At 68.4% G+C, this 22,847-nt stretch carries 26 protein-coding genes; 15 read left to right on the top strand and 11 right to left on the bottom strand.

Going from position 1 to position 22,847, the window contains the following annotated elements; all coding sequences use genetic code 11:
* Positions 1-303 precede the first annotated feature (303 nt).
* From E4A48_RS14665 to E4A48_RS14655, 3 genes are all read right to left on the bottom strand, one after another.
* Entirely contained in the window at positions 304-720 is a 417-nt protein-coding gene (locus E4A48_RS14665; RefSeq protein WP_080763453.1) for a hypothetical protein, read from the bottom strand.
* Between the two features lie 229 nt (positions 721-949).
* A complete protein-coding gene (locus tag E4A48_RS14660) occupies positions 950-1,234 on the bottom strand; it encodes a DUF4031 domain-containing protein (protein ID WP_003465674.1) in 285 nt (94 codons plus the stop codon).
* A gap of 8 nt (positions 1,235-1,242) precedes the next feature.
* On the bottom strand, positions 1,243-1,773 hold the full coding sequence (locus tag E4A48_RS14655) for a hypothetical protein (RefSeq protein WP_142742669.1): 531 nt from the start codon (positions 1,771-1,773) through the stop codon (positions 1,243-1,245).
* A 298-nt stretch (positions 1,774-2,071) separates the two neighbouring features.
* Between E4A48_RS14655 and E4A48_RS14650 the strand changes: the two genes are divergently transcribed.
* Positions 2,072-2,881: a hypothetical protein gene (locus E4A48_RS14650; RefSeq protein ID WP_039007983.1), complete on the top strand. Its 810-nt coding sequence runs from the start codon at positions 2,072-2,074 to the stop codon at positions 2,879-2,881.
* 326 nt (positions 2,882-3,207) lie between these two features.
* Here E4A48_RS14650 and motB read toward each other — a convergent pair whose 3' ends face one another.
* The 3 genes from motB to msrB all read right to left on the bottom strand — a co-directional run bounded on the left by motB (position 3,208) and on the right by msrB (position 6,152).
* Positions 3,208-4,419 (bottom strand): flagellar motor protein MotB, encoded by a 1,212-nt coding sequence (gene motB, locus E4A48_RS14645; protein WP_039007981.1) that lies wholly within the window; start codon positions 4,417-4,419, stop codon positions 3,208-3,210.
* A 10-nt stretch (positions 4,420-4,429) separates the two neighbouring features.
* A complete protein-coding gene (gene motA, locus E4A48_RS14640; protein ID WP_039007979.1) occupies positions 4,430-5,284 on the bottom strand; it encodes a flagellar motor stator protein MotA in 855 nt (284 codons plus the stop codon).
* Between the two features lie 403 nt (positions 5,285-5,687).
* Positions 5,688-6,152, bottom strand: a complete 465-nt coding sequence (msrB, locus tag E4A48_RS14635) for a peptide-methionine (R)-S-oxide reductase MsrB (RefSeq protein ID WP_039007977.1) — start codon at positions 6,150-6,152, stop codon at positions 5,688-5,690.
* 138 nt (positions 6,153-6,290) lie between these two features.
* Here msrB and E4A48_RS14630 point away from each other — a divergent pair, with 138 nt between their 5' ends.
* Complete coding sequence (locus E4A48_RS14630; protein WP_039007976.1) at positions 6,291-6,689, top strand: hypothetical protein; 399 nt, start codon at positions 6,291-6,293, stop codon at positions 6,687-6,689.
* Between the two features lie 137 nt (positions 6,690-6,826).
* Positions 6,827-7,204 carry a baeRF12 domain-containing protein gene (locus tag E4A48_RS14625; RefSeq protein WP_039007975.1) on the top strand — a complete coding sequence of 126 codons (378 nt, stop codon included), beginning with the start codon at positions 6,827-6,829 and terminating at the stop codon, positions 7,202-7,204.
* 221 nt (positions 7,205-7,425) lie between these two features.
* Here E4A48_RS14625 and E4A48_RS14620 read toward each other — a convergent pair whose 3' ends face one another.
* Positions 7,426-7,905, bottom strand: a complete 480-nt coding sequence (locus E4A48_RS14620; RefSeq protein WP_039007974.1) for an AsnC family transcriptional regulator — start codon at positions 7,903-7,905, stop codon at positions 7,426-7,428.
* Positions 7,906-8,053: 148 nt separating this feature from the next.
* Here E4A48_RS14620 and E4A48_RS14615 point away from each other — a divergent pair, with 148 nt between their 5' ends.
* Both E4A48_RS14615 and alr read left to right on the top strand, forming a co-directional pair.
* On the top strand, positions 8,054-9,361 hold the full coding sequence (locus E4A48_RS14615; protein WP_142742668.1) for a D-amino acid dehydrogenase: 1,308 nt from the start codon (positions 8,054-8,056) through the stop codon (positions 9,359-9,361).
* Positions 9,340-10,413, top strand: coding sequence for an alanine racemase (alr, locus tag E4A48_RS14610; protein WP_142742667.1), 1,074 nt, complete (start codon positions 9,340-9,342; stop codon positions 10,411-10,413). Before E4A48_RS14615 ends, alr begins: the two co-directional genes overlap by 22 nt.
* A 480-nt stretch (positions 10,414-10,893) precedes the next feature.
* On the opposite strand, the gene E4A48_RS14605 is transcribed toward alr, so the two are convergent.
* Entirely contained in the window at positions 10,894-11,463 is a 570-nt protein-coding gene (locus E4A48_RS14605) for a DUF3016 domain-containing protein (RefSeq protein ID WP_142742666.1), read from the bottom strand.
* A 196-nt stretch (positions 11,464-11,659) separates the two neighbouring features.
* On the opposite strand from E4A48_RS14605, the gene E4A48_RS14600 reads away from it, so the two are divergent.
* From E4A48_RS14600 to E4A48_RS14580, 5 genes are all read left to right on the top strand, one after another.
* Positions 11,660-12,130 (top strand): hypothetical protein, encoded by a 471-nt coding sequence (locus E4A48_RS14600; protein WP_052235072.1) that lies wholly within the window; start codon positions 11,660-11,662, stop codon positions 12,128-12,130.
* 17 nt (positions 12,131-12,147) lie between these two features.
* The gene (locus tag E4A48_RS14595) at positions 12,148-12,396 is read left to right on the top strand and encodes a hypothetical protein (RefSeq protein WP_176717104.1); all 249 of its coding nucleotides are present in this window, start codon (positions 12,148-12,150) and stop codon (positions 12,394-12,396) included.
* A 166-nt stretch (positions 12,397-12,562) separates the two neighbouring features.
* Positions 12,563-14,566, top strand: coding sequence for a PAS domain-containing hybrid sensor histidine kinase/response regulator (locus E4A48_RS14590; RefSeq protein WP_039007968.1), 2,004 nt, complete (start codon positions 12,563-12,565; stop codon positions 14,564-14,566).
* A 66-nt stretch (positions 14,567-14,632) separates the two neighbouring features.
* On the top strand, positions 14,633-14,923 hold the full coding sequence (locus tag E4A48_RS14585) for a DUF3247 family protein (RefSeq protein ID WP_142742665.1): 291 nt from the start codon (positions 14,633-14,635) through the stop codon (positions 14,921-14,923).
* Between the two features lie 107 nt (positions 14,924-15,030).
* Positions 15,031-16,365, top strand: a complete 1,335-nt coding sequence (locus E4A48_RS14580) for a PQQ-dependent sugar dehydrogenase (protein ID WP_142743180.1) — start codon at positions 15,031-15,033, stop codon at positions 16,363-16,365.
* 187 nt (positions 16,366-16,552) lie between these two features.
* On the opposite strand, the gene E4A48_RS14575 is transcribed toward E4A48_RS14580, so the two are convergent.
* On the bottom strand, positions 16,553-16,816 hold the full coding sequence (locus E4A48_RS14575; RefSeq protein WP_003465648.1) for a hypothetical protein: 264 nt from the start codon (positions 16,814-16,816) through the stop codon (positions 16,553-16,555).
* Between the two features lie 144 nt (positions 16,817-16,960).
* Here E4A48_RS14575 and E4A48_RS14570 point away from each other — a divergent pair, with 144 nt between their 5' ends.
* Entirely contained in the window at positions 16,961-18,034 is a 1,074-nt protein-coding gene (locus E4A48_RS14570) for a class I SAM-dependent methyltransferase (protein ID WP_142742664.1), read from the top strand.
* A complete protein-coding gene (locus tag E4A48_RS14565) occupies positions 18,031-18,732 on the top strand; it encodes a pseudouridine synthase (protein WP_004425459.1) in 702 nt (233 codons plus the stop codon). The genes E4A48_RS14570 and E4A48_RS14565 overlap by 4 nt, the downstream gene beginning before the upstream one ends.
* A gap of 199 nt (positions 18,733-18,931) precedes the next feature.
* Here E4A48_RS14565 and E4A48_RS14560 read toward each other — a convergent pair whose 3' ends face one another.
* Together E4A48_RS14560 and E4A48_RS14555 are read right to left on the bottom strand one after the other, a co-directional pair.
* Entirely contained in the window at positions 18,932-19,480 is a 549-nt protein-coding gene (locus E4A48_RS14560; RefSeq protein WP_004425458.1) for a DUF1415 domain-containing protein, read from the bottom strand.
* A gap of 70 nt (positions 19,481-19,550) precedes the next feature.
* Entirely contained in the window at positions 19,551-20,033 is a 483-nt protein-coding gene (locus tag E4A48_RS14555; RefSeq protein WP_003476107.1) for a YajQ family cyclic di-GMP-binding protein, read from the bottom strand.
* Between the two features lie 108 nt (positions 20,034-20,141).
* Between E4A48_RS14555 and E4A48_RS14550 the strand changes: the two genes are divergently transcribed.
* The 3 genes from E4A48_RS14550 to E4A48_RS14540 all read left to right on the top strand — a co-directional run bounded on the left by E4A48_RS14550 (position 20,142) and on the right by E4A48_RS14540 (position 22,845).
* Positions 20,142-21,038 (top strand): DMT family transporter, encoded by an 897-nt coding sequence (locus E4A48_RS14550; RefSeq protein ID WP_142742663.1) that lies wholly within the window; start codon positions 20,142-20,144, stop codon positions 21,036-21,038.
* Between the two features lie 107 nt (positions 21,039-21,145).
* Positions 21,146-22,153, top strand: coding sequence for a methionine ABC transporter ATP-binding protein (locus E4A48_RS14545; RefSeq protein WP_142742662.1), 1,008 nt, complete (start codon positions 21,146-21,148; stop codon positions 22,151-22,153).
* On the top strand, positions 22,150-22,845 hold the full coding sequence (locus E4A48_RS14540) for a methionine ABC transporter permease (protein ID WP_039009303.1): 696 nt from the start codon (positions 22,150-22,152) through the stop codon (positions 22,843-22,845). Before E4A48_RS14545 ends, E4A48_RS14540 begins: the two co-directional genes overlap by 4 nt.
* The last annotated feature ends 2 nt before the right edge of the window (positions 22,846-22,847 follow it).

Genomic DNA, 22,847 nt, shown 5'->3' with positions numbered 1-22,847 from the left:
CGGACAAGATCGAGCGCGGTTAACAAAAGCCTTTGAGCTGGTCTGTTGAGCCGCCTCTGCGCGCTGTGCATACCTTCAAGGCATGCCCAAACGGCGTGTCGAGTGCAGTTTTACGCGGGTGCAGAAGAACCCACTGCTATGGAAGAACTGCAAACGCAACCTCAACACCAGCTTGCAGTTGATCGCCAGAGGCTTCTTGGCACTACTGCTCAGAAGGTCGTAAACAGGCCACGAGGCGCGTATAGACGTCGTACATGGCCGGGCCGAAAAATTCTTCGGCCTGGCTGTATTGCATTGAGAGCATTATCCCTTGTAACCCTTGCTGGCCTTGTAGCCCTTGTTATCTCTGATTTCTTTGTAGGCAGCGTAAAGTTTACGATCTTTCTTTGTTTTTTTCTTGACGTCGCTGGGAAGGTCTGTGGGATTATTAATCCAGAGTTGGTACGCTTCCTGGCTAATTTTGGTGTCCTCACGCACGCTAATGTCTGCCTGTCGGCTTTCATAATCGTCAGGCAGATCACGGCTGGTATTCTCATCCGAAAAGCGTGCGTTGAATGTGCTTCCGGCAGTGCGGCGGCTAGCGTTCATGCGCTGCAGCGACGGGAACCCTGAGGATTGGGCGTGGCTTGAAGATTGATTGTGTGGCGGCGGTGAGCTTTCCGGGCTGTTTGTTTGGTTGTAATAGCTGCTGCTTGATGCGCCACGAATTGGACTAGTCATGAAAAAACTCCAAGATCAGACATGTATTGCTATGCGCGAGCCGGGAACGCCTAGCGTAAGGCCGGTGCGGCGCCGCAACGCGAATGATCCGCCTAGTCAGTTTCTGGGGATTCTTGCGCAAAGAATCTTGTGCGCCAAAAACGAAGGCTTCCGGGTACCTGATTACCCATCAGGGGTATCCCCTGATTCGGAGAGGATCGTGGCGGCGCCTATCCAGGTCCCAAGCCGTTCAATCGGCCTCCCCGCGCGCCTGTGCGCACGCCTGGCGGATCAGCGCCTTCATCAGCGCGCGATCGGTGTGCCGCGACACCGGCAGCGCGCCCAGCCGGATCGCTTCGTCACGCAAGGCGGCGGGCACGTCATAGTGCGCGCCGCTGCGTTTGTTCTGGAAGGCGCGGCGGGGAATGCCCAGCCGCGCCGCCATCGCATGCAGTTCGTCCAGCGTATCGGCGAGCAGGTGTCCCCAGCGCTGGCCGCGCCAGGGATGCACCGCATCGTCGATGTAGACCGCCATCGTGCCGATCAGGCGGGCTTGTGCTTGCTGTCGGCGTCGGCCGCAGGCGCCGAAGCGTCGCCTGCTGTCGTGTCCGCTGCGATAGCGTCGGCATCGACAGCAACGTCGCCGGCCGTGGCGAGGCCCTCTTCTTCTTCGGCTTCGGCCGCGGCGTCATCGCCCTCGGCGAACTCGGCGACCAGCGCGTCCAGATATTCGGCCGCAGTCTGGCCTTCGTCGGCGGCCAGGTCGTCGATCATTTGCTGCAACTGGGTCGAGTAGTCCAGGGTGATGGTGTTGCCTTCCTGCTCCTGCACGTTGGCCAGGTGCTTGAGCATCGCCAGCATCGGCACCGGGTTGTCGGCGTTGCCCATGGTCTGGCCGCCGACCGACAGCAGCCATTCGCTACCCTGCAGGCCGATCGCGGCCAGCACCCGGCCGCTGTCGTCCTGCAGCACGGCGTGGTTGGCGATGGGCTGCTCGCGGCCCAAGCGGGCGAAGCCGCGCTTGGGTTGCTGCTTCTTGCGCTTGTCGCGCTTGGCTTTGGATTGCTTGGACACGTTCGTCTCGTTCGTGGAGTAGCCGCCATTGTAAGCGCGGTGGGCCGGCATGACCTTCGGCAGGCTTGACGACATGTGTGGTCATCAATAGTTCGACTACAAATGTAGTTCTCTGTTGCCGTCACCGAGGCGCTGCACGAACCGTCGTGCCGCAGCCGCAGCCGCAGCCGCGGGTTCGCCTGGTGGCGGAATCGGTAGCGTGCTACGCCAGCGCGTGGTCCATGTCGCTGCCGGCGGCTTCGCGCTGCGCGGGTGCCATCGCCTCATCCCTTTCGATCTGCCCACCGGGAGACACCCCATGCTGCACTCGAACCTCAGGCTCTGGCGCCGCGGCGCCGCATTGCTGGTCCTGGCCGCTGTCGCCGTTGCTGCGATCCCGTGCGCACAGGCAAGCACCCAGGATGCGGCGATGCTCGGCGCCGAACCGGCAGCGCCGGCGCCGCCTGCAGCGGCTGTGTCGCCTGCAGTGCCGATGCCGCCTAACCATGTGGCCGGCGCGCAGCGCATGGCGATCAGTTCCAGCGTCACCACCCTGTCCGGCGATCGCCGCAACGCGTCGGTGCTGTTCGAACAGGGGAACACCCTTGTGTACGGCAGCAGCGGCGACCTGCGCGAGGCGCGGCGTGCGCGCCGCGGCGAGGAGACGCTGTGGTGGATACGCAAGGACCGCAAGCGCTACGTGGTGCGCGATGCGGCTACCATCGGGCAAGTGAAGGCGGCCTATGCGCCAGTCGAGGCGCTGGGGCGGCAGCAAGGCGAACTCGGCGTGCAACAGGGGCAGCTGGGTCAGCGCCAGGGTGAGCTTGGTGAGCAGCAGGGCGCCATCGCGCAACGCCAGGCGGGCCTGGCCGTCGAGCAGGCCAAGGCTGCCAGCGGCGATCAGGCCGTTGCGCCACGCACCGACGCGGCGCAGGCCGATTACCCGCAGCAGATGCAGGCACTGGCCAAGCGCCAGTCGGCGTTGGCCGAACAGCAGGCGGGGTTCGCCAAGCAACAGGCGGCGCTGGCGCAACGCCAGCAGGTCGCCAACGCGGCGTTGCAGCGCGACATCGAACGCATCGTGCAGCAGGCGATCGCGCAAGGCGTGGCGCAACCGCTGGCACAGTGAGCGCTGCGGCGCGAGTGCGCAACGCGATGGACAGGCCGGTGCGCCGCTGGAGCGCGTTTCCGCAGCGGGGCATAACCAGCAGGAGCGGCTCTACGTGGCCTTGGGCCATCGGCCGCGACCGGGGCTGCCCTGGTAATGCCCGGTCGCGGCCGATGCCGCGCCTACACGGCCTGCGGATAGCCTGCTGGGTGCACTGTAGGAGCAACTTCAGCGGCTACGACTTTCGAAGTCGGAAGGCCCGCCGCTGCGCTCGTTGCGTCTGAAGACAGTTGCTCCTACCCAGAAGGGGTAAAGCGTCGACAGGTCGGGTAACGCGCCGAAACGTCTCAGCGCTGTTCCGAACCTTCGGCGGTCACCGTCACCGTCGCCGGAGACGGCGCCGCACTGCTGCGCGGCTTGCCGCCAGTGACGCTGTTGACCGCGCGGATCGCTTCGCGGGCGGCGTCGGCCGCGATCTCCGGAGAGGTGGTGCGCGGCGCCGCGACCGTCACCGTCGCCGGCCTGGCGGCGCTTGCCGCCGGCGCCACGGCAGGCGCTGCCGCGACCGGGGCCGGCAGCTTCACCGCGGCGGGCAACGGCGGCGGCGCCGCGCTCGCCGTGGCGCTCAGGTCCGGCACCTTGGTGTCGGCATCGCTCTGCGGCTTGCCCAGCGCCAGCGCATGGTCGCTGCCGGCCAGCGCCGCGTCCTCGGCATCCTTGGTCATCACCACGATGCTGATGCGGCGGTTGATCGGGTTGTCCGGCGTCTGCTTGTCGAACAGGATCGACGAGGACAGGCCGACCACGCGCGACACCTTGTCTTCGCCCATGCCGCCGACCACCAGCTCGCGCCGCGCGGCATTGGCGCGGTCTGCGCTCAGCTCCCAGTTGCTGTAGCCGTTCTTGCCGCTGTACTGGGTGACGTCGGTGTGGCCGGTGATGCTGATGTGGTTGGGCACTTCGTTGATGAAGCCGGACAGCTCGTGCAGGATGTCGCGGGTATAGGGCTTGAGCATCGCGCTGCCGATGTCGAACATCGGCCGGTTCTCCTTGTCCACGATCTGGATGCGCAGGCCGTCCGGGGTCAGGTCCAGCAACAACTGGTCCTTGAACGGCTCCAGCGCCTGGCTCTTGTCGATCGCTTCCTTCAAGTCCTGCATCAGCGCTTCCAGACGCTGCTTTTCCTTTTCGCGCTGCGCCGCCTTGCTTTGCGTGTCGCCGTTCAGGCTCTTGCTGCCGAACGGATCCTTGTTGTCGCCACGCTGCATGTCCGCAGTGCCGCCGAGCTTGATCATCGAGGTGCTGGCGCCGCCGGGACCGGCCATGCCGGGGCTCGGCGCCGGGCTCTTGCCTACCAGCGGGCTGGGATTGCGGAAGTATTCGGAGATCGCCGCGCGCTGTTCCTTGGTGGTCGCCGCGACCAGCCACAGCACCAGGAAGAAGGCCATCATCGCGGTCACGAAGTCGGCGAAGGCCACCTTCCAGGCGCCGCCATGATGGCCGCCGCCCTGGACCTTCTTGACCCGGCGGATGACGACGGTGGCTTTGGTCTCCGGCATGGCGGCGGCGCTACTTGATCGTCTTCAGGTGCGTCTCGAAGTCCGAGAAGCTCGGCCGCACGTTGCTCGGCAGGGTCTTGCGCGCGAACTCCAGCGCAATCTTCGGGTTGTAGCCGCGCAGGCAGGCCAGCAGCGCGGTCTTCACCGATTCGAAGATGCGGCTGTCCTGCTCGGCGCGCGCTTCCATCGCCGCCGACAGCGGCGCGACGAACCCATAGGCCAGCAGGATGCCGAGGAAGGTGCCGACCAGCGCGGCGCCGACGTGGTGGCCGATCTCCTCGATCGGGCCGCCGATCGAACCCATGGTGATGACGATGCCGAGCACCGCGGCGACGATGCCGAAACCGGGCAGGCCGTCGGAGACCTTGCTCAACGCATGCGCCGGCGCCATCGCCTCGTGGTGGTGCTTCTCCAGCTCCAGCTCCAGCAGCGGCTCCAGTTCGTGCGGCTCGATGTTGCTGCCGATCATCAGGCGCAGGCAGTCGGTGATGAAGTCGAGCAGGTGGTGGTCGGCCAGCACCTTCGGATAGTTGCTGAAGATCGCGCTTTCGTCGGGCTTCTCGACGTGATCTTCCAGCGCCATAAAGCCGTCGCGCCGCGCCTTGTTCAACAGCTCGTAGATCAGGGTCAGCGTGGCCCGGTAATCGTCGGATTTGTACCTGGGGCCCTTGAACGCGCCGAGGATGTCGACGAAGGTCGCCTTGACGATCTTGGCCGGGGTGCTGACCAGGAACGCGCCCAGCGCCGCGCCGCCGATGATCATCAATTCGTAGGGCTGCCACAGCGCGCCAAGCTTGCCATGCGACAGCACATAGCCGCCGACGACACTGATGATGACGATGAGGAAGCCGACAATGATGAGCATGGCGGAGGCAGCCTGCGAGCGGTGAACGGGGATACTTCCATTTCGGCCCGGCGGCGGCTTTCTGAAGTCGGCGCTGTCGCGGCGGCGGTGTGAAGACGCGCGTGAAGACGGGTGTGAAAGCGCCAATGGCACGGCGCCACGGCAACGTATCCCGGCGTGCGTTGCGGCGTTGCGGCAGCCGCTTCGTACTAGCGCTGGCACGCACTGGGATGCAGCGCACTGCTGCGGCGGCGCCGTTGCCGACACGCAGCGGCAGTTTCTTCGCTAGCGCGTGCCGCAGCGGGTCCGTATTGTTCTCAAAACTGTGTGTTGCAGCGGGTGTGCGTTGTTCTCAAAGACGATGGCAGTGCCGCGTCGCAGCGGCCTGCGGCACGGCGCCGCTCGCCGCTGCGGCGAGCGGCGCTCAGGCCGGTTCGCTGTCGCCGCCGCCGCGGCGCAAGGGATTGGACAGCGCCTGGCCCTGCGCGGTGAATTGCAGCGACACCGAATTCAGGCAATGTCGCTCGCCGCTGGGCGGCGGGCCATCTGGGAACACATGGCCGAGATGGCTGTCGCAGCGCGCGCAGACGATCTCGGTGCGGATCATGCCGTGGCTGCTGTCGCGGATCTCGCGCACGTGAGCCGCATGGTAGGGCGCGAAGAAACTTGGCCAGCCGGTGCCCGAATCGAACTTGGCGCTGGAGCGGAACAGCGGCAACCCGCACAGCCGGCAGCTGTAGACACCTTCCAGTTTGTTGTCCAGGAACACGCCGCAGAACGGCGCTTCGGTGCCGTGCTGCAGCAGCACCCGGCGCTCTTCGTCATTGAGCCCGGCGATCAGGCGCTCGCGTTCGGCAGAGGTGGGAGGCGTGAGGTCGAATCGGCTCATGGCGGGGCCTGCGGCGCGTAGGGATGCGCACAAGATGAGGGCGTTGCCGCAGCGATCAAGCCGCATTCGCGGCCGTATCGACGTGGCGCCCCGGTTGCGCTAGCGTTGGCGCATCGACGCCGGTGCAATGGAGCGATTGTGCATCCTTCCCTGACCCGCGCGGCCGCCATCGCGCTGCTGCTGCCTGCGCTGGCGAGCGCGCAGAGCCTCAATTCGGCACCGCCGTCGCCGACCGCCAGCCGGCAAGCGACCACGCTGCAGTCGGCGCCGGCCGCCAGGGCCGCGCCCGTGTCTTCCAGCCTGGACGAGCGGCCACAGTCGCCGCAGTCGCTCGCGCACAAGCCAGCCAAGGCCAAGCCGGCACCCGCCAACGGCGCCAATGCCGCCGCCGCCCGCCGCCCGGTCAAACTGTACGACCGTGGCGGCCGCCTCATTCCCGGTGCGTTGCAGGTCGGCCCCAACCGCGTGCTCGACACGCGCAGTGGCCGCTACTACAGCACCGTGCCCAGCGGCGACGGCCAGCGCATCGACGAGTAGGCGCCGTCGGCGGCGTGCATGGCCGTGGCGTGAAAACGGGCCAACGCTCCGTGGTCGCGATCCTCACGAACCGCTTTCTAGACTGACCCGATGCAGGCGCTCCGATCGCCTGTGCCGTACCTTCGCTAGGAGAACCGATGAGCAAGCTTCCCGACAACACCCTGGTGGTCGTCGCCGATCGCGTCAGCGCCCGCCTGTTCCGCACCAATCTGGCCGGGCAGACCTCGTTGCTGGAGCAGACCGAAGTGCTGACGCCCACGCCGATCGAGGGCGTCGAGGATGGCGACCGGCCGATGACCATGGACGAGGCCGGCTTCGTCCGCCAGCTGGCCGAGCGCCTGTATCAAAGCGCCTTGCGCAGCGACTTCGAACATCTGGTGCTGGTCGCCGACCCGCAGACCCTGGGCCAGCTGCGGCCGCTGCTGCACAAGGAAGTCCAGAAGCGTGTGGTGTCGGAACTGGCCAAGAACCACGCGCACACGCCGCGCGACGAGCTGGAAAAGCTGCTGGCGTAAGCGTGCCCGCCGCGTAGGCCGATGCGGCAGGGCGCTGCGCAGTGCGCCCACTCCCTTCTGCCCTCTACAGTTATTTTCCCGCGGGGAGGAGGTGGCCCGACGGGCCGGATGAGGATCCGGGTGCAGCCTCGTGCATCACCTCCGCGAGACGCTGCGCGCCGCACCCCAACCCCTCTTTCCCACGGGACTTCCTTCGGTCGCCGGCGGGAGCGGGGTTACGCTCAGTCGGCGATCGGCAGGCTCAGCGTCTCCTTCACCTCTTCCATCACGATGTAGCTCTTGGATGCGCGCACATGCGGCAGGGTCAGCAGGGTGCTGCCGAGCAGCTTGCGGTACGAAGCCATCTCGTTGATCCGCGCCTTGAGCAGGTAGTCGAAGTCGCCCGAGACCAGGTGGCACTCCAGCACGTTCGGCAGCTTCAGCGCGGCGCGGCGGAATTCCTCGAAGATGTCGCCGGACTTGTACGCCAGGCTGATCTCCACGAACACCAGCAGGCTGGCCTTGAGGAAGTGCGGGTCCAGCCGCGCGTAGTAGCCGGTGATGGCGCCATCGCGTTCCAGCCGGCGCACCCGCTCGGTGCACGGGGTGGTCGACAGGCCGACTCGCTCGCCCAGTTCGGTGAAGGAAATGCGCCCTTCCTGCTGCAGAATGCGCAGGATCTTGCGGTCGATCTTGTCCAGTTCGCGGGCGCGGGCGGCCATGGCGCAGGTCTCGGTGGGCTGGGGCAGGGGATTATCCTGCGGTATGTTCGAAAATCGGCGGAAAATCCTGGCTTGCGCTTCATATACTGCACCTAAACCCATCCTTGGCGCCATTCAGCCAGGGATTTGATCCGACAGAGGTAAGCGTATGCGGGTTCTGGTTCTCGGCAGCGGTGTGATCGGCACGGCCACGGCGTGGTATCTGGCGCGCAGCGGCTGCGAGGTGACGGTGGTCGATCGCCAGCCCGCGGCCGGGCTGGAGACCAGCTATGCCAACGCCGGCCAGGTGTCGCCCGGCTACGCCGCGCCTTGGGCCGCGCCGGGGGTGCCGTTGAAGGCGCTGAAATGGCTGTTCCAGCGCCATGCGCCGCTGGCCATCACCCCCACTGGCGACATCCGCCAGTACCTGTGGCTGGCGCAGATGCTGCGCAACTGCACCGCCGAGCGCTATGCGATCAACAAGGCGCGCATGGTACGGCTGTCCGAATACAGCCGCGACTGCCTGGACCAGCTGCGCGCCGACACCGGCATCGTCTACGAAGGCCGCCAGCTCGGCACCACCCAGTTGTTCCGCACCCAGGCGCAGCTGGACGGCGCGGCCAAGGACATCGAGGTGCTGCGCGAATACGGCGTGCCCTACGAGCTGCTGGACCGCGTTGGCATCGCCCGCATCGAGCCGGCGCTGGCCAGCGCCCCGGCCACCCTGGTCGGCGCGTTGCGCCTGCCCAACGACCAGACCGGCGACTGCCGCCTGTTCACCCAGCGCCTGGCCGCGCTGGCCGCCGCGGCCGGCGTGCAGTTCCGCTACGGCGAGACCATCGACGGCCTGCACGCCGATGGCGACCGCCTCGACGGCGTGCGCATCGGCGGCCGCCTGGAGCGCGCCGACCGCTACGTGGTCGCCCTGGGCAGTTATTCTGCGCAGCTGCTAGCGCCGCTGGGCATCCGCCTGCCGGTGTATCCGCTGAAGGGCTATTCGCTGACGTTGCCGATCCGCGACGCGGCGTTGGCCCCGATGTCCACGATCCTCGACGAAACCTACAAAGTGGCGATCACCCGCTTCGACCAGCGCATCCGCGTCGGCGGCATGGCCGAACTGGCCGGCTTCGACCTGTCGCTGCCGGCACGGCGCCGCGCCACCCTGGAAAACGTAGTGAACGACCTGTACCCGCGCGGTGGCGATCTGGCCCGCGCCGAATTCTGGACCGGGCTGCGCCCGGCCACGCCCGACGGCACCCCGGTGGTCGGCGCCACCGGCTACCGCAACCTGTTCCTCAACACCGGCCACGGCACCCTCGGCTGGACCATGGCCTGCGGCTCCGGCCGCTACCTGGCCGACCTGATCGCCGCGCGACAGCCGCAGATCAGCGGCGAGGGCCTGGACATCTTCCGTTATTCGCGCGGCGCCTCGGCGCCCGTCGCCGAGGCAAGTTCGTGCGCCCAGCCCGTGCGTTGATCGATCTGCAGGCGCTGCGCCACAACTACCGCCTGGCCCGGCGACTGGGCGGCGGCAAGGCGCTGGCGGTGGTCAAGGCCGATGCCTACGGGCACGGCGCGGTGGCCTGCGCGCGCGCGCTGGAAGCGGAGGCCGACGGCTTCGCGGTGGCCTCCATCGAGGAAGCGCTGGAACTGCGTCAGGCCGGCATCGCCACGCCGATCCTGCTGCTGGAAGGCATCTTCGACACCGACGAACTGCCGCTGATCGCCGAGCACCGGCTGTGGTGCGCGGTGGCCTCGCCGTGGCAGGTGGAGGCGATCGCCGCCTATGCCGCGCCGCAGCCGCTGTGCCTGTGGTTGAAGCTGGACAGCGGCATGCACCGGCTGGGCCTGGCGCCGGACGCATTCCGTGCCGCGCACGCGCGGCTGAGCGCGCTACCGCAGGTCGAACGGCTGGTGCTGATGAGCCATTTCGCGCGCGCCGACGAACTGGACAGCGCGCGCACCCTGGAACAGGCCGAGGTGTTCCGCCAGGCCACTGCCGGCCTGGCTGGGGAGACCAGCCTGTGCAATTCGCCGGGGCTGCTGGGCTGGCCGCAACTCCACAGCGACTGGGGCCGCCCCGGGCTGATGCTGTACGGCGCCGACCCGTTCGCCGCCGGCGCCGAACTGCCAGGCGAGCTGCGCCCGGTGATGACCCTGCAGTCCAAGGTGATCGCGGTGCGCGACCTGGCTGCCGGCGAGCCGGTCGGCTATGGCGCGCGCTTCGTCGCGCCGCGCCCGACCCGGGTCGGCGTGGTCGCGATCGGCTACGCCGATGGCTATCCGCAGTTCGCGCCGAACGGCACCCCGGTGCTGATCGACGGCGCGCCCGGCGCAGTGATCGGGCGGGTGTCGATGGACATGCTGACCGTGGACCTGACCGAGCACCCGCAGGCCGGGCTCGGCAGCCACGTGCAGCTGTGGGGCGCGCAGCCGCGCATCGACGCCCTGGCCGCGCGCTGCGGCTCCAGCGCCTATCGCCTGCTGTGCGGACTCAAGCGCGCGCCGCGGCAGTATCTGGGCGGTTGAGCGTCGCAAGCGTTTGCAGGGGCGTCGGCGAGTGGCCTCGGGCCAGCGGCCGCGACCGCGAGGCCTGGAATGCGTGGTCTCGCGCGTCGATCGCAGCCAGCGATGCGCTGACCGCACCTGGCATGGTTGCAGTCGGGAATGAAGTCCCTCCGACTAGGGGGCGCACCTCGCGTCGCCTGAAGCCTTCCGCTCTTTTGAAGGAGCAACTGTCTTCAGCCGCGACGAGCGCAGTGGTGAATGTTCCGAACTGGCATGCAGTCGGGATGACGTCCCTCCCACAAGAGGGCTCGCAGCTCGCGGCGCCGGTAGCGCCCTTGTGGGAGCGACTTCAGTGGCGACCGGGGCGTTACCGGTCGTGTCTGGTCGCGGCTGAAGTTGCTCCTACAAAGCCGGGGTCGGCTGAAACGCCGGGTCGCACGCGCAGGATGGTCCGCGCATGCTGTTCCCGATTCCCAGCCCTATCCGCAGCCACATCCCGGCTCAGCGTTTGGCCACCGCCGCCTGGTCGCGGAACTGGCGGCGCAGCCAGTCGTCGAGCATCCGCTTCTCGTAGCGCAGCGGATCGTTGTTCAGGCCGATCGCGCTGTTCATCAGGTAGCTGCTGTCGAGCAGTTTGCGCTCGCCCTGCTCCAGCACCTGTCCGTCGGCGCCGTACAGGGTGAAGTTCAAGCTGATGCGCGGCGGGTAGATGTCGCGCATGACCCGCACGTCGTTCCATTGCGGGCCGTGCCAGGGCTCGTAGTCGCCGGCGCGCTTGATGTCGGTCAGCTCCACCTGCAGCCGCTGGCCGGGCGCCAGCTGCTTGCCGGCGCGCTGCTGCAGGTAGTCGGCCAGTTGCTTTACCCAGTCGCCGCGCTGCGCTTCCCAGCGATTGCGGCTGTAGCGCAGTTCGCTGAAGGCGGCGGGGTCGGTCCAGCGCACCTGCACCGGGCTGTCGCCCTCGGTGCTGTGCATGGCCTGCGGATCGGTGACGTTGCGGGTCGCGGCGGAGGCGCCGCCCGCCAGCAGGCAGGCCAGGGCCAGCGCCGTCCAGGCATATCGGATATTCATCGCGGATCTCCACGAAAACGGCCCTGCCAGTGTGTGCCTGCGTGAGCGCGGCCGCAATCGCGGCGCCGCCGCGTGCGGCGCGCGGTCTTCGCCGGTTCATGGGCACGGCCAGGTGACACGCGGTTCACGCCGCGTCGCCGCGTGCTTCACGGCGCCGGCGCGACCATGGCGGCAACTAACGTGATGCGGGGATCGCATGAAGATGCCGCTGTTCCACCAGGCCCACGCCGCCTCGGACGTGCGCCTGCAGTTCATCGACTGGGCCAAGCGGCATGGGCACAGCCCGGCGAGCGGCGCGGCCAGCTTCGTCGATCAGCAGGCGGACCTGGACGCGGCGGCGCATCACTTGCGGCTGAATCCGGGCGAGGACGTGCGCCAGGAACTGCGCCGTTACCTGGCATCGCTCGGCGAGCAGCAGGACGTGGCGGTGCAGTTCCCGCCGATCTACGCCTGCCGCAATCCGCAGGGGCAGGGTTTCCGCTATTCGCTGACCCTGGTGCTGGCCGACAGCGGGGTCGAGTGGAAGGCGCGGATCTGGAGCGGTCTTGAATATCTGGGCCTGATCGTCGGCCGCGGCGCCGGCCCGAGCGCCAACTACACGCGGCTTGCGCGGATGGCGGTGGAGCAGGAGCTGACCAGCGACAACCCGCGTTTCACGCTGGGCTAGGCCTGGAGCACACCGCGATGTCCTGCGCAATCGCGCCAGAAGACGCCACTGCGCCCGAACAGTGCCGGCAGCAGTGCCGCGCGCTGGGGGTGACGCGGGTCCAGCAGATCCTGGAGCAGTCGCCGCCGCCGTCATGGCGGCAGGAGGCCGAGCGCTGGCTGGAAGAACAGGCGCTGCGCAGCGCGCAGCTGACCCAATGGGGCGTCCTCGGCGGGATCGCGCTGGCGTTGGTGGGGATTGTGCTGGTCGTCGCCTTCTTCTGGTGACCTGCCGCTGCCCGGTGGCTGGGCCGGCTTGACGGCAGCGGAGCGGCTTCACAAGATGCGGGGTCCGTCGTGCCATTGCCGGTCCTGTGCATCCGTCATCACGGCGTGGGCGCGGAGCGCGCTGTCGCCTCCGCCGCCGCACGCCGTTTCCAGAGCAAACTCCGTCATGCATGTCAGCACCGAATCTTCCTCCACGTTGCGCACGCAGGCGTCGGACCTGCAGTACCGCGAGATCTTCGACAAGATCGACTCAGGTTTCTGCGTGGTGCAGGTACTGTTCGACGCGGATCAACGCGCGGTCGATTACGTGTTCCTGGAGGTCAACCAGGCGTTCGAGCGCGAGACCGGCCTGCACGACGTGATCGGCAAGCGCATCCGCGAACTGTCGCCGACCAACGAGGAGCATTGGTTCCGCATGTACGGCGAGGTGGCGCTGAGCGGACGCTCGGCCAAGTTCGAGAACTTCGCCGCCGGGTTCGGCCGCTGGTGGGCGGTGGAGGCGTTCCGCATTGGTGCGCCGGAACGGCATCTGGTCGCCGTGCAATTTCTCGACATCACCGAGCGCAAGCGCGTGGAGCGCGACCTGGCCGAGAGCGAGGCGCGTTTCAGCGCGCTCGCCGAGGGCCTGCCGATGCCGGTGTGGGTGCTGGATGCCAGCGGCCAACTGCGTTTCACCAACACCGCCTACGCCGAATTCTTCGGCATCGACCTGCAGGCCGAGGACGCGTGGCCGGGCTGGGGCGACGTGCTGCACCCGGAGGATGCCGGCGTGTTCGCGTTCGAACTGCGCAGTGCGCTTGACGAGCAGCGCAACCTGCGCGCGCTGGTGCGCGCGCGCCGCTACGACGGCGAGTGGCGCTGGATCGAGATGACCGCGGTGCCGCGCTATTCGGCCGAGGGCGAATTCATCGGCCTGGCCGGCAGCAGCCCCGACGTCACCGAACGCCGCGACATCGAACTGGCCCGCGAGCAACTGCTGGAATCGGAGCGCAGCGCGCGCAACGCGGCCGAGAGCATGGCGCGGCTGAAGGACGAATTCCTGGCCACGCTGTCGCATGAATTGCGCACGCCGCTGACCACCATCCTTGGCTGGAGCGACCTGCTGCTGCAGCGGTTGCCGCCGGGCGATCCGAGCAGCAAGGGGCTGTCGGTGATCGCCAGCAGCGCGCGTGCGCAGCAGCGGCTGATCTCGGACATGCTCGACCTGAGCAGCATGCTGCTGGGCAAGGTGCAGCTGGAAGTGGAGGCGCTGGACCTGACCGAACAGGTGCGCGAAGCGCTGCGCGCGCAGGAGCCGGTGGCCGAGGGCAAGGACCAGGCGCTGACCCTGCGCGAGCCGTCGCATCCGTGCGTGGTACTGGGTGACGCCACGCGCCTGCAGCAGGTGTTCTGGAACCTGTTGTCCAATGCGATCAAGTTCACCCCGGCGCATGGCCGCATCGAGTTGGCGATCGAGGTCGATGCCGACGGCGAACACGCCACGGTGGCGGTACGCGATTCCGGCGACGGCATTCCGCCGGAGTTCCTGCCGCACCTGTTCGGCCGCTTCCGCCAGGCCGACGGCACCACCACCCGCCTGCACGGCGGCCTCGGCCTGGGCTTGGCGATCGTGCAGCAGCTGGTGGAAATGCATGGCGGCCAGGTCAGTGCGGCCAGCGAAGGCCGCGGCTGCGGGGCGGTGTTCACCGTGCGCTTGCCACTGCACCGCGACAAGGCGGGCAAGCGGCCGATGCGCGAGGTGCGCACGTTCGCGGTGGCCGAGCAGGTGGTGGAAGCGTATGCGCTGAAGGGCATGCGCCTGCTGGCGGTGGAAGACCAGCCGGACATGCTCGAATACCTGCGGCGGCTGCTCGAGGAGCAAGGCGCGGAGGTGGTCACCGCCGGTTCCGCCAGCGAGGCGTTGGCGCTGCTCGACGATGGCGGTCACACCCGCATCGATGCGATGGTCACCGACATCGGCATGCCTGGCATGGACGGCTATGGCCTGATTCGCACGATCCGCGACAACATGGGGTTGCAGGCGTCCGAGTTGCCGGCGGTGGCAGTGACCGCGCTGGCGCGTGCCGACGATCGTCGCCGCGCGCTGCAGTCCGGCTTCCAGGAGCACCTGGCCAAGCCGTACAGCGTGGCCCAGCTGGTGTCCGCGGTGCGTTTCGCGCGCCAGCAGTAGCCGAACTTCCCGGACTTTTCACGGCATTGCCGCTATGTTGCGCGGGGTCCTTCGCAGGAGACGCGCATGAGCAAGTACACCGATGCGGTGCATACCGATCCCGACGCCATCGCGGCATTGCAGGCATGGTTGCCGAAATTGCCGGACCAGGCGCAGATGCTGCTGCGCCTGGACGATGGTAGCCAGGTCAGCGGCACGGTTTCGGTGCGGCCCACCTTGCAGACCTTCCGCGACCGGCAGGAACGCGAGGGCGTCAACGGTGTGGTGCGGCTGGACGATCTGCTGCATCCCGAGCAACAGCACTACGTCTGGCTGGACCGCATCGGCGAGGTCGCGCCATCGACGCCGACCGCATGAGCAGCGCATGCCGGCGCATAACGGCAGTTGACATCTATTTCACGTTTGCCGAGCGCGTGCTGTGCATTATCGGTGGTCCTGTCGTCACCATGGAGAGTTGAGCAGTGATGATGCGACTTCCTTCGTCCGCAGCCCGTTGGGCCTTTTGTTTCCTGACCGCTGCCGCATTGAGTGCCTGTGGCGACACCGCTAAGCATTCCATCGAGGACGGGATGGGGCCCGATCCGGCGCTGCCCCACCCGGTCAAGCGCATGATCCCCACGGTGAAGGTCGCCGAGGTCAAACGCTGGGCCGAAGGCGCCGCGCCGGTGCCGGCCGATGGCCTGGCGGTGCAGGCCTTCGCCCGCGAACTGGACCATCCGCGCTGGATGTACGTGCTGCCCAACGGCGATGTGCTGGTGGCCGAGACCGCCGCGCCGCCGGCCCCGGAAAAGGAAGGCAGCGGCCTGCGCGACAAGATCCAGGGCGCGATGATGGCCAAGGCCGGCTCGACCGTGCCTAGCGCCAACCGCATCACCTTGCTGCGCGACGCCGATGGCGACGGCGTGGCGGAGGTGCGCACGCAGTTCCTCAAGGGCCTGTATTCGCCGTTCGGCATCGCCCTGGTCGGCGATCGCCTGTACGTCGCCAATGCCGACGCGCTGGTCAGCTTCCCGTACAAGGACGGCGATACCCAGATCAGCGCCGCGCCCAGCTTCGTCGCCAACTTGCCTGGCGGCATCAACCATCACTGGACCAAGAGCCTGCTGGCCAGCCACGACGGCAACAAGCTTTACGTCGGCGTCGGGTCCAACAGCAACGTTGCCGAAAACGGGATGGACGCCGAACTCAACCGCGCCGCGATCCTGGAAGTGGACGCGCACAGCGGCACCACCCGGGTGTTCGCCAGCGGCCTGCGCAATCCCGTCGGCATGGCCTGGCAGCCGGGCGCGGACACGCTGTGGGTGGTGGTCAACGAACGCGACGAGATCGGCAGCGATCTGGTGCCCGACTACCTGACCTCGGTGCGCGAAGGCGGCTTCTACGGCTGGCCGTACAGCTACTACGGCCAGCACGTGGACGAACGCGTGCAGCCGCAGAACGCGGAAATGGTGGCCAGCGCGATCAAACCCGATTACGCGCTCGGCCCGCATACCGCCTCGCTGGGCCTGACCTTCTACGAAGGCGCGCTGTTGCCGCAGGCGTATCGGGGCGGTGCCTTCATCGGCCAGCACGGTTCCTGGAACCGCGATCCGCCGTCCGGCTACAAGGTGATCTACGTGCCCTTCGCCAATGGCAAGCCCAGCGGCAAGGCGCAGGACGTGCTGACCGGCTTCCTCGACGCCGAAGGCAAGGCCCAGGGCCGCCCGGTCGGCGTGGCGGTGGACAAGCCCGGCGCCCTGCTGGTGGCCGACGACGTCGGCAACGTGATCTGGCGGTTGACGCCGAAGGCCGGACCTTAGTCGGGGAAGGGTGTGTGGCGCCCGGCAGCTGTGCGGCCGGGTGGCGTATCGCTCAGGCCGCCCTCATCATTGTGGGAGCGACTGAAGTCGCTCCCACAAGCGTGTGCACGCGTTTGCATCTGTGCGGGAAACCGCGGCTCAGCTGCAGAGTCGCGGCTATATCGATCCGGCACCCTCCGTTCCGGTCTCAGTGCTCCACCGGCGCCGGCTCCACCCCGAAGCGGCGTGCGTAGCCGCGCTCGCTGACCACGCGTTCCACCTCGGTGTCGCCGAGTTCGGGCGCGGCATACACCGCATACACCACGCTGCCGTCGTCGCGTTCGCCGCGCTGGTGCAGTCGGTAGCGCGGGCGTCCGGTGCCGGTGTTTTCCGGATAGTGCAGCGGCGGTTGGCTGCCTTCCAGATCCACTTCGCTGTTGTCGACGACGCCACCGATGAACACTGCACGCATATGCCTCTCCAATCCGTCCGGGGTGACCTGCAGCCTAGGCGCGGCGATGTTGCCATTGCATCAATGATGCGTTCACTGGGCGCAAAACCGGGCCGGCGCCGGGCTGCCGCTAGAATGCGCGCTCCCTGACCGATTCCGATCCCGATGCCGGCTCTGCAAGACGCTCCCCTCGATACCCTGTTCCTGCCGTTCGCCCAGGGCGCGCTGCGCTGGCCGGCCGGCAAGGTGCTGTTCCTGCGCGCGCGCGACGGCTGGGCGCTGCGCCAGCACGCGCAGCCGGCGCAACTGGTCTGCGAGCAGGGCTACCGCCCGTTCGCCACCGCCCTGCAGCAGGGCGGCTGGCAGGTCCGCGCCGAGGATGCCGACGACAACGACGACGCCGGCGGCTATGCGCTGGTGCTGGTGCTGCCGCCGCGCCAGCGCGACGAGGCGCGGGCGCTGCTGGCGCGCGCGCTGGCGCTGGCCGCGCCGGGCGGCATCGTGGTCGCCTGCCAGTCCAACAACGAAGGCGCGCGTTCCGGCGAGGACGACCTGCAGCAACTGGCCGGCCTGGGCGGCAAGCTGACCAAGCACCACTGCCGCGTGTACTGGACCGCGCCGCTGCACGGCGGCCACGACGCCGCGCTGCAGCAGCGCTGGGCCAGGCTCGACGCGCCGCGGCCGATCCTGGACGGACGCTTCCGCAGCCGTCCCGGGGTCTTCGCCTGGGACCGCATCGATCCGGCCTCGGCGCTGCTGGCCGAGCATCTGCCGGCCGACCTGGCCGGCCGCGGCGCCGATCTCGGCGCCGGCTACGGTTATCTGTCGGCGGAATTGCTGGCGCGTTGCCCGACCATCGCCGCACTGGACCTGTTCGAGGCCGACGCGCGCGCGCTGGCGCTGGCGCGGTCGAACCTAGCGCAGGCGCAGGCCGCGGTGGAGATCGGCTACCACTGGCACGACGTGACCGCGGGGCTGCCGGCGCAGTACGACTTCATCGTTAGCAATCCGCCGTTCCACGCGCCGGGGCGGATGGAGCGCCCGGACATCGGTCGCCGCTTCATCGCCGTGGCCGCGCAGGCGCTCAAGCCCGGCGGCAGGCTGTACCTGGTCGCCAACCGGCACCTGCCGTACGAGGCGGTGCTCGACGCCAGCTTCGGTGACACCAAGGTGGTCGCCAGCCGCGACGGCTTCAAGCTGATCCTGGCGGTCCGCGCCCGCGCCACGGTGCGCCGGTGAAACTGGTCAAGCATCTGGCCAATCTGGGCTACGGCAGCCGCAAGCAGGTCACCCTGATGTTCCGCGAAGGCCGCATCACCGACGCCGACGGCGAGGTGCTGTACGCCGACGACCAGATCGAACATGCCGCGATCCGGGTCGATGGCCAGGCGCTGGATCCGCCGCCGGGGCTGATCCTGGCGCTGCACAAGCCGGTCGGCTACACCTGCTCGACCAAGGACCCGGGGCGCATCGTCTACGACCTGCTGCCGCCGCGCTTCCGCCTGCGCTCGCCGTTGCTGTCCACGGTCGGGCGGCTGGACCGCGATACCAGCGGGCTGTTGCTGATGACCGATGACGGCGCGCTGCTGCATCGCATCGTTTCGCCGAAAGCGCAGCTGGCCAAGGTCTACGAAGCGACCCTGGCCGAGGACCTGCGCGGCGACGAGGCGGCGCAGTTCGCCAGCGGCACGCTGCTGCTGGACGGCGAGACCACGCCGCTGCTGCCGGTGCAGCTGGAGGTGCTGGGCCCGCGCCAGGCGCGCATCACCCTGTACGAAGGCCGCTACCACCAGGCGCGGCGCATGTTCGCCGCGGTCGGCAACCACGTGGTGACCTTGCACCGCAGCCGTATCGGCGGCTTCGCGCTGGACGCGAGCTTGCCGGCCGGGCAGTGGCGCGTGCTGGAAGCGGCGGATCTGGGGCGGGTGTTTGGGTGAGGGTGTATCGGGACTGGGGACTGGGGACTCGGAAAAGCCGGGGTGCTGCTTGGTGCTGTCTGCCCGGATTTTTGTAAAGCGCGGCAGCGTTTGTAGGAGCGGCTTCAGCCGCGACGAGCGTTACCCATAACGTCTGTCGCGGCTGAAGCCGCTCCTACAGGGTCTTGCAGGGAGACACGATCCGGATGCGCTTTGCGCGTTACGCGAACAGCTTTTTCCACCCGTCCAGCCCCAGCTGTTCCAACGTCTGCAGATTGCGCTCCACGATCACGTCCGCGTCCGGGAATGCGGCCACGGCGCGTTCGACGCTGTCCTCGCGCAGCAGGTGCAAGGTGGGGAAGGGCGCGCGGTTGGTGTAGTTGCCGATGTCGTCCCGCGCGGTGCCGGCGAACTGGTAGTGCGGATGGAAGCTGGCCACCTGCAGGATGCCGTGCAGGTTCAGCGCGTCCACCGCGGCGTCGGCGTTGTCGAGAAAATCGTTGTAGTCCAGGAAATCGCCCAGCACCTGCGGATGCACGATCAGCGTGGTGTCGATCTGCGCGGCCGGCGTGTCGCGCAGCAACAGCAGTTCCTCGCTCAACTCCTCCAGCAACGCCTCCGGCGTGGTCGCGTCGCTGAGCACGTAGCGGATCTGCTGCTTGACGTGCACCGCCTTGGCGAACGGGCACAGGTTCAGGCCGATCACCGCGCGCTCCAGCCATAGGCGGGTTGCGGCGATCGGATCTGAGTTGGGGTCGAGGTGGTTCAAGGCGATTCCAGCGGGCGAGGGCGGGCGGCGATCGGGCGAAGCGGACGGCGGGCGTGCCGCCGCGCGCGGCTCAGTCGCGGAAATTCTCGAACTGCAGCGGCAGCTCGAAATCGCTCTTCTTCAGCAGCGCCATCACGTCCTGCAGGTCGTCGCGCTTCTTGCCGCTGATGCGCAGCTTGTCGCCGTTGATCTGCGCTTCCACCTTGAGCTTGGCGTCCTTGATCGCGGCGACGATCTTCTTGGCCAGCTTCTGCTCGATGCCCTGCTTGACCGTGACCTTCTGCCGCGCGCCGGCCAGGTTGGTCTCCACGTCGCCGAATTCCAGACAGCGCACGTCGATGCCGCGCGCGATCAGCCGCGCGCGCAGGATGTCGGTCATCTGCTTGACCTGGAAGTCGCTCGGCGCGGCCTGGTTGATGACCTGGTCGTCGAGTTCGAAGCTGGCCTCCACGCCCTTGAAGTCGAAGCGGGTCGACAGCTCGCGGTTCGCCTGGTCGATGGCATTGGTCAGTTCGTGCTTGTCGATTTCGGAGACGACATCGAAGGAAGGCATGGCAGTTCCTCGGGAAAAGACCGCCTATCCTACCGATCTCGCCGCAGCGCCGCTGCCGGCGCGTTCGCGCCGCTGCGCGCTGCCGCCGATCGCGGCGATAATCCGCGCATGCCCAGCTCCCGTTCCAACGCCGCGGCCGCTGCCTGGATGATCGCGGCGGTCGCCTGCTTCGCGCTGATGGATGCGGCGATGAAGCTGCTGACCGCGCACTATCCGGCGCTGCAGGTGGCCACGCTGCGCGGCGGCGCCTCGCTGCCGTTCGTGCTGCTGTGGGTGCTGGCCACCGCCGGCCCGCGGTCGATCCTGCCGGTGCGCTGGGGCCTGCACCTGCTGCGCGGCGTGCTCGGCATCGCGATGATCGGCTGCTTCGCCTGGGCGCTGCGCAGCCTGCCGCTGTCCACCGCCTACACGATCTACTTCGTCGCGCCGCTGCTGGTGACGGCGTTGTCGGTGCCGCTGCTGGGCGAGCAGGTCGGCCCGCGGCGCTGGGCCGCGATCGGCATCGGCCTGGTCGGCGTGCTGGTGGTGCTGCGCCCCGGCGTGGGCGGCTTCGTGTCGTTGCCGGGGGTGATGGTGCTGCTGGCGGCCACCGCCTATGCGCTCGCGGTGGTGCTGGTCAGCCTGCTGGCGCGTACCGAGACGCCGCAGTCGCTGGTGGTCTGGTTCCTGCTGATCATGGCGCTGGGCGCCGGTGCGCTGGCGTGGCCGGCCTGGCTCCCGCTGCGCCTGGCCGATGCTGGCTGGATCGCCACGCTCGGCCTGGCCGGCGCGCTGGCGCAGGTGGCCTTGACCCAGGCGTTCCGCCGCGGCGACGCCTCGCTGATCGCGCCGTTGGAGTACAGCGGCCTGATCTGGGTGATCCCGTGGGACTGGCTGCTGTGGCGCAAGCTGCCCGACGCCTGGACCTGGCTGGGCGCAGCGATCATCGTCGCCAGCGGGCTGTACCTGCTGCACCGCGAGCGGGTCCACGCCACGGTGCGCCCGCCGCCGCTGGCGCATCCCTAGCGGGTGCCGGCGGCGCTCCAGGCGCACGCGTTAGAATCGAATGGAATAACGCCTGCAGGCCTGGCCTGCTAGGCTTTGCGCCCCCTTCCGCTGCCGGTCCCCGCGCGTTGATCCAGTTCGAGCACCTGCACAAGTCCTACTCCGTCGCCGGCCAAGCGGTCGTGGCCTTGCATCCGCTCGACCTGGAGATCCGCGCCGGCGAGGTGTTCGGCATCATCGGCCATTCCGGCGCCGGCAAGTCCACGCTGATCCGCCTGATCAACCGGCTCGAGGAACCCAGCGGCGGGCGCTTGCTGATCGACGGCGAGGACGTCACCGCGCTGGACCGTGCCGGGCTGCGCACGCTGCGCCGGCGCATCGGCATGATCTTCCAGCACTTCAATCTGCTGTCCTCGCGTAGCGTGGCCGGCAATGTCGCCTTCCCGCTGGAACTGGCCGGCACCCAGCGCGCGCAGATCGAGGCGCGGGTGGCCGAGCTGCTGGCCCGGGTCGGCCTGGCCGAGCACGCCAACAAGTATCCGGCGCAGCTGTCGGGCGGGCAGAAGCAGCGCGTCGGCATCGCCCGCGCACTGGCCACCGGGCCGCAGATCCTGCTGTGCGACGAGGCCACCAGCGCGCTGGATCCGCAGACCACCGCCTCGGTGCTGCGCCTGCTGGCGCAGATCAACCGCGAGCTGGGCCTGACCATCGTGCTGATCACCCACGAGATGGACGTGATCCGCCGCGTCTGCGACCGCGTGGCGGTGCTCGACGCCGGGCACCTGGTCGAGAGCGGGCCGGTCACCGAGGTGTTCCTGCACCCGCGCCATCCGACCACGCGCCGCTTCGTGTCCGAGGCCGAACACGTGGACGAGGGCGAACTGCATCGCGACTTCACTGCGGTGGCCGGGCGCATCCTGCGCCTGACCTTCCTCGGCGGCGACACCTACGCCCCGCTGCTCGGGCGCATCGCGCGTGCGACCGCGGTGGACTACAACATCCTGTCCGGGCGCATCGACCGGATCAAGGACACCCCGTACGGCCAGCTGACCGTGGCCCTGGTCGGTGGCGACCTGGACACGGCGCAGGCCGGGTTCGTCGCCGCAGGCGTGCATGTCGAGGAGCTGCGTCGATGATCCCGTTCGCCACCGCCGCCACTGGCTTCTTCCGCAATCTCGACGCCGGTAAATGGGCTGAGATCGGCAACGCTACGCTGGACACGCTGCTGATGCTCGGCGGCGCGCTGCCGCTGACCCTGCTGATCGGCCTGCCGCTGGGCGTGCTGCTGTTCCTGACCGGGCCGCGCCAGACCCACCAGCGGCCGCTGCTGTACGGCGTGCTGGCGCTGGCGATCAACGTGCTGCGCTCGGTGCCCTTCATCATCCTGATGATCGCGATGATCCCGCTGACGCTGTGGGCGATGGGCACCTCGCTGGGCGTGCGCGGCGCGATCCTGCCGCTGGTGGTGGGCGCGGCGCCGTTCTACGCGCGGCTGGTGGAGACGGCGCTGCGCGAAGTGGACCGCGGCGTGGTCGAGGCCAGCCTGGCGATGGGCGCGACCACCCGGCAACTGGTGACAAGGGTGCTGCTGCCCGAGGCGCGGCCGGGGCTGATCGCCGGTGCCACGGTGACCACCATCGCGCTGATCGGTTTCACCGCGATGGGCGGCGCGATCGGCTCCGGCGGCCTCGGCGACCTGGCCTATCGCGACGGCTACCAGCGCTCGCACGCCGACGTGGCGCTGATCACCGTGGTGGTGCTGCTGTTGCTGGTGCAGGGCCTGCAGATGCTCGGCGATCGGCTGGTCGCGCATTACAGCCGGCGTTGAGC

This window comes from Xanthomonas translucens pv. cerealis (genome assembly GCF_006838285.1).
GTDB lineage: Bacteria > Pseudomonadota > Gammaproteobacteria > Xanthomonadales > Xanthomonadaceae > Xanthomonas_A > Xanthomonas_A cerealis.
This window is presented reverse-complemented; position numbering and strand designations above follow the sequence as displayed.

Coding starts and splice junctions, on each gene's coding strand:
- E4A48_RS14665 (WP_080763453.1), bottom strand. CDS start 720: ATGACTAGTCCAATTCGTGGCGCATCAAGCAGCAGCTATTACAACCAA.
- E4A48_RS14660 (WP_003465674.1), bottom strand. CDS start 1,234: ATGGCGGTCTACATCGACGATGCGGTGCATCCCTGGCGCGGCCAGCGC.
- E4A48_RS14650 (WP_039007983.1), top strand. CDS start 2,072: ATGCTGCACTCGAACCTCAGGCTCTGGCGCCGCGGCGCCGCATTGCTG.
- motB (WP_039007981.1), bottom strand. CDS start 4,419: ATGCCGGAGACCAAAGCCACCGTCGTCATCCGCCGGGTCAAGAAGGTC.
- motA (WP_039007979.1), bottom strand. CDS start 5,284: ATGCTCATCATTGTCGGCTTCCTCATCGTCATCATCAGTGTCGTCGGC.
- msrB (WP_039007977.1), bottom strand. CDS start 6,152: ATGAGCCGATTCGACCTCACGCCTCCCACCTCTGCCGAACGCGAGCGC.
- E4A48_RS14625 (WP_039007975.1), top strand. CDS start 6,827: ATGAGCAAGCTTCCCGACAACACCCTGGTGGTCGTCGCCGATCGCGTC.
- E4A48_RS14620 (WP_039007974.1), bottom strand. CDS start 7,905: ATGGCCGCCCGCGCCCGCGAACTGGACAAGATCGACCGCAAGATCCTG.
- E4A48_RS14615 (WP_142742668.1), top strand. CDS start 8,054: ATGCGGGTTCTGGTTCTCGGCAGCGGTGTGATCGGCACGGCCACGGCG.
- E4A48_RS14605 (WP_142742666.1), bottom strand. CDS start 11,463: ATGAATATCCGATATGCCTGGACGGCGCTGGCCCTGGCCTGCCTGCTG.
- E4A48_RS14600 (WP_052235072.1), top strand. CDS start 11,660: ATGAAGATGCCGCTGTTCCACCAGGCCCACGCCGCCTCGGACGTGCGC.
- E4A48_RS14595 (WP_176717104.1), top strand. CDS start 12,148: ATGTCCTGCGCAATCGCGCCAGAAGACGCCACTGCGCCCGAACAGTGC.
- E4A48_RS14590 (WP_039007968.1), top strand. CDS start 12,563: ATGCATGTCAGCACCGAATCTTCCTCCACGTTGCGCACGCAGGCGTCG.
- E4A48_RS14585 (WP_142742665.1), top strand. CDS start 14,633: ATGAGCAAGTACACCGATGCGGTGCATACCGATCCCGACGCCATCGCG.
- E4A48_RS14580 (WP_142743180.1), top strand. CDS start 15,031: ATGATGCGACTTCCTTCGTCCGCAGCCCGTTGGGCCTTTTGTTTCCTG.
- E4A48_RS14575 (WP_003465648.1), bottom strand. CDS start 16,816: ATGCGTGCAGTGTTCATCGGTGGCGTCGTCGACAACAGCGAAGTGGAT.
- E4A48_RS14570 (WP_142742664.1), top strand. CDS start 16,961: ATGCCGGCTCTGCAAGACGCTCCCCTCGATACCCTGTTCCTGCCGTTC.
- E4A48_RS14555 (WP_003476107.1), bottom strand. CDS start 20,033: ATGCCTTCCTTCGATGTCGTCTCCGAAATCGACAAGCACGAACTGACC.
- E4A48_RS14550 (WP_142742663.1), top strand. CDS start 20,142: ATGCCCAGCTCCCGTTCCAACGCCGCGGCCGCTGCCTGGATGATCGCG.
- E4A48_RS14540 (WP_039009303.1), top strand. CDS start 22,150: ATGATCCCGTTCGCCACCGCCGCCACTGGCTTCTTCCGCAATCTCGAC.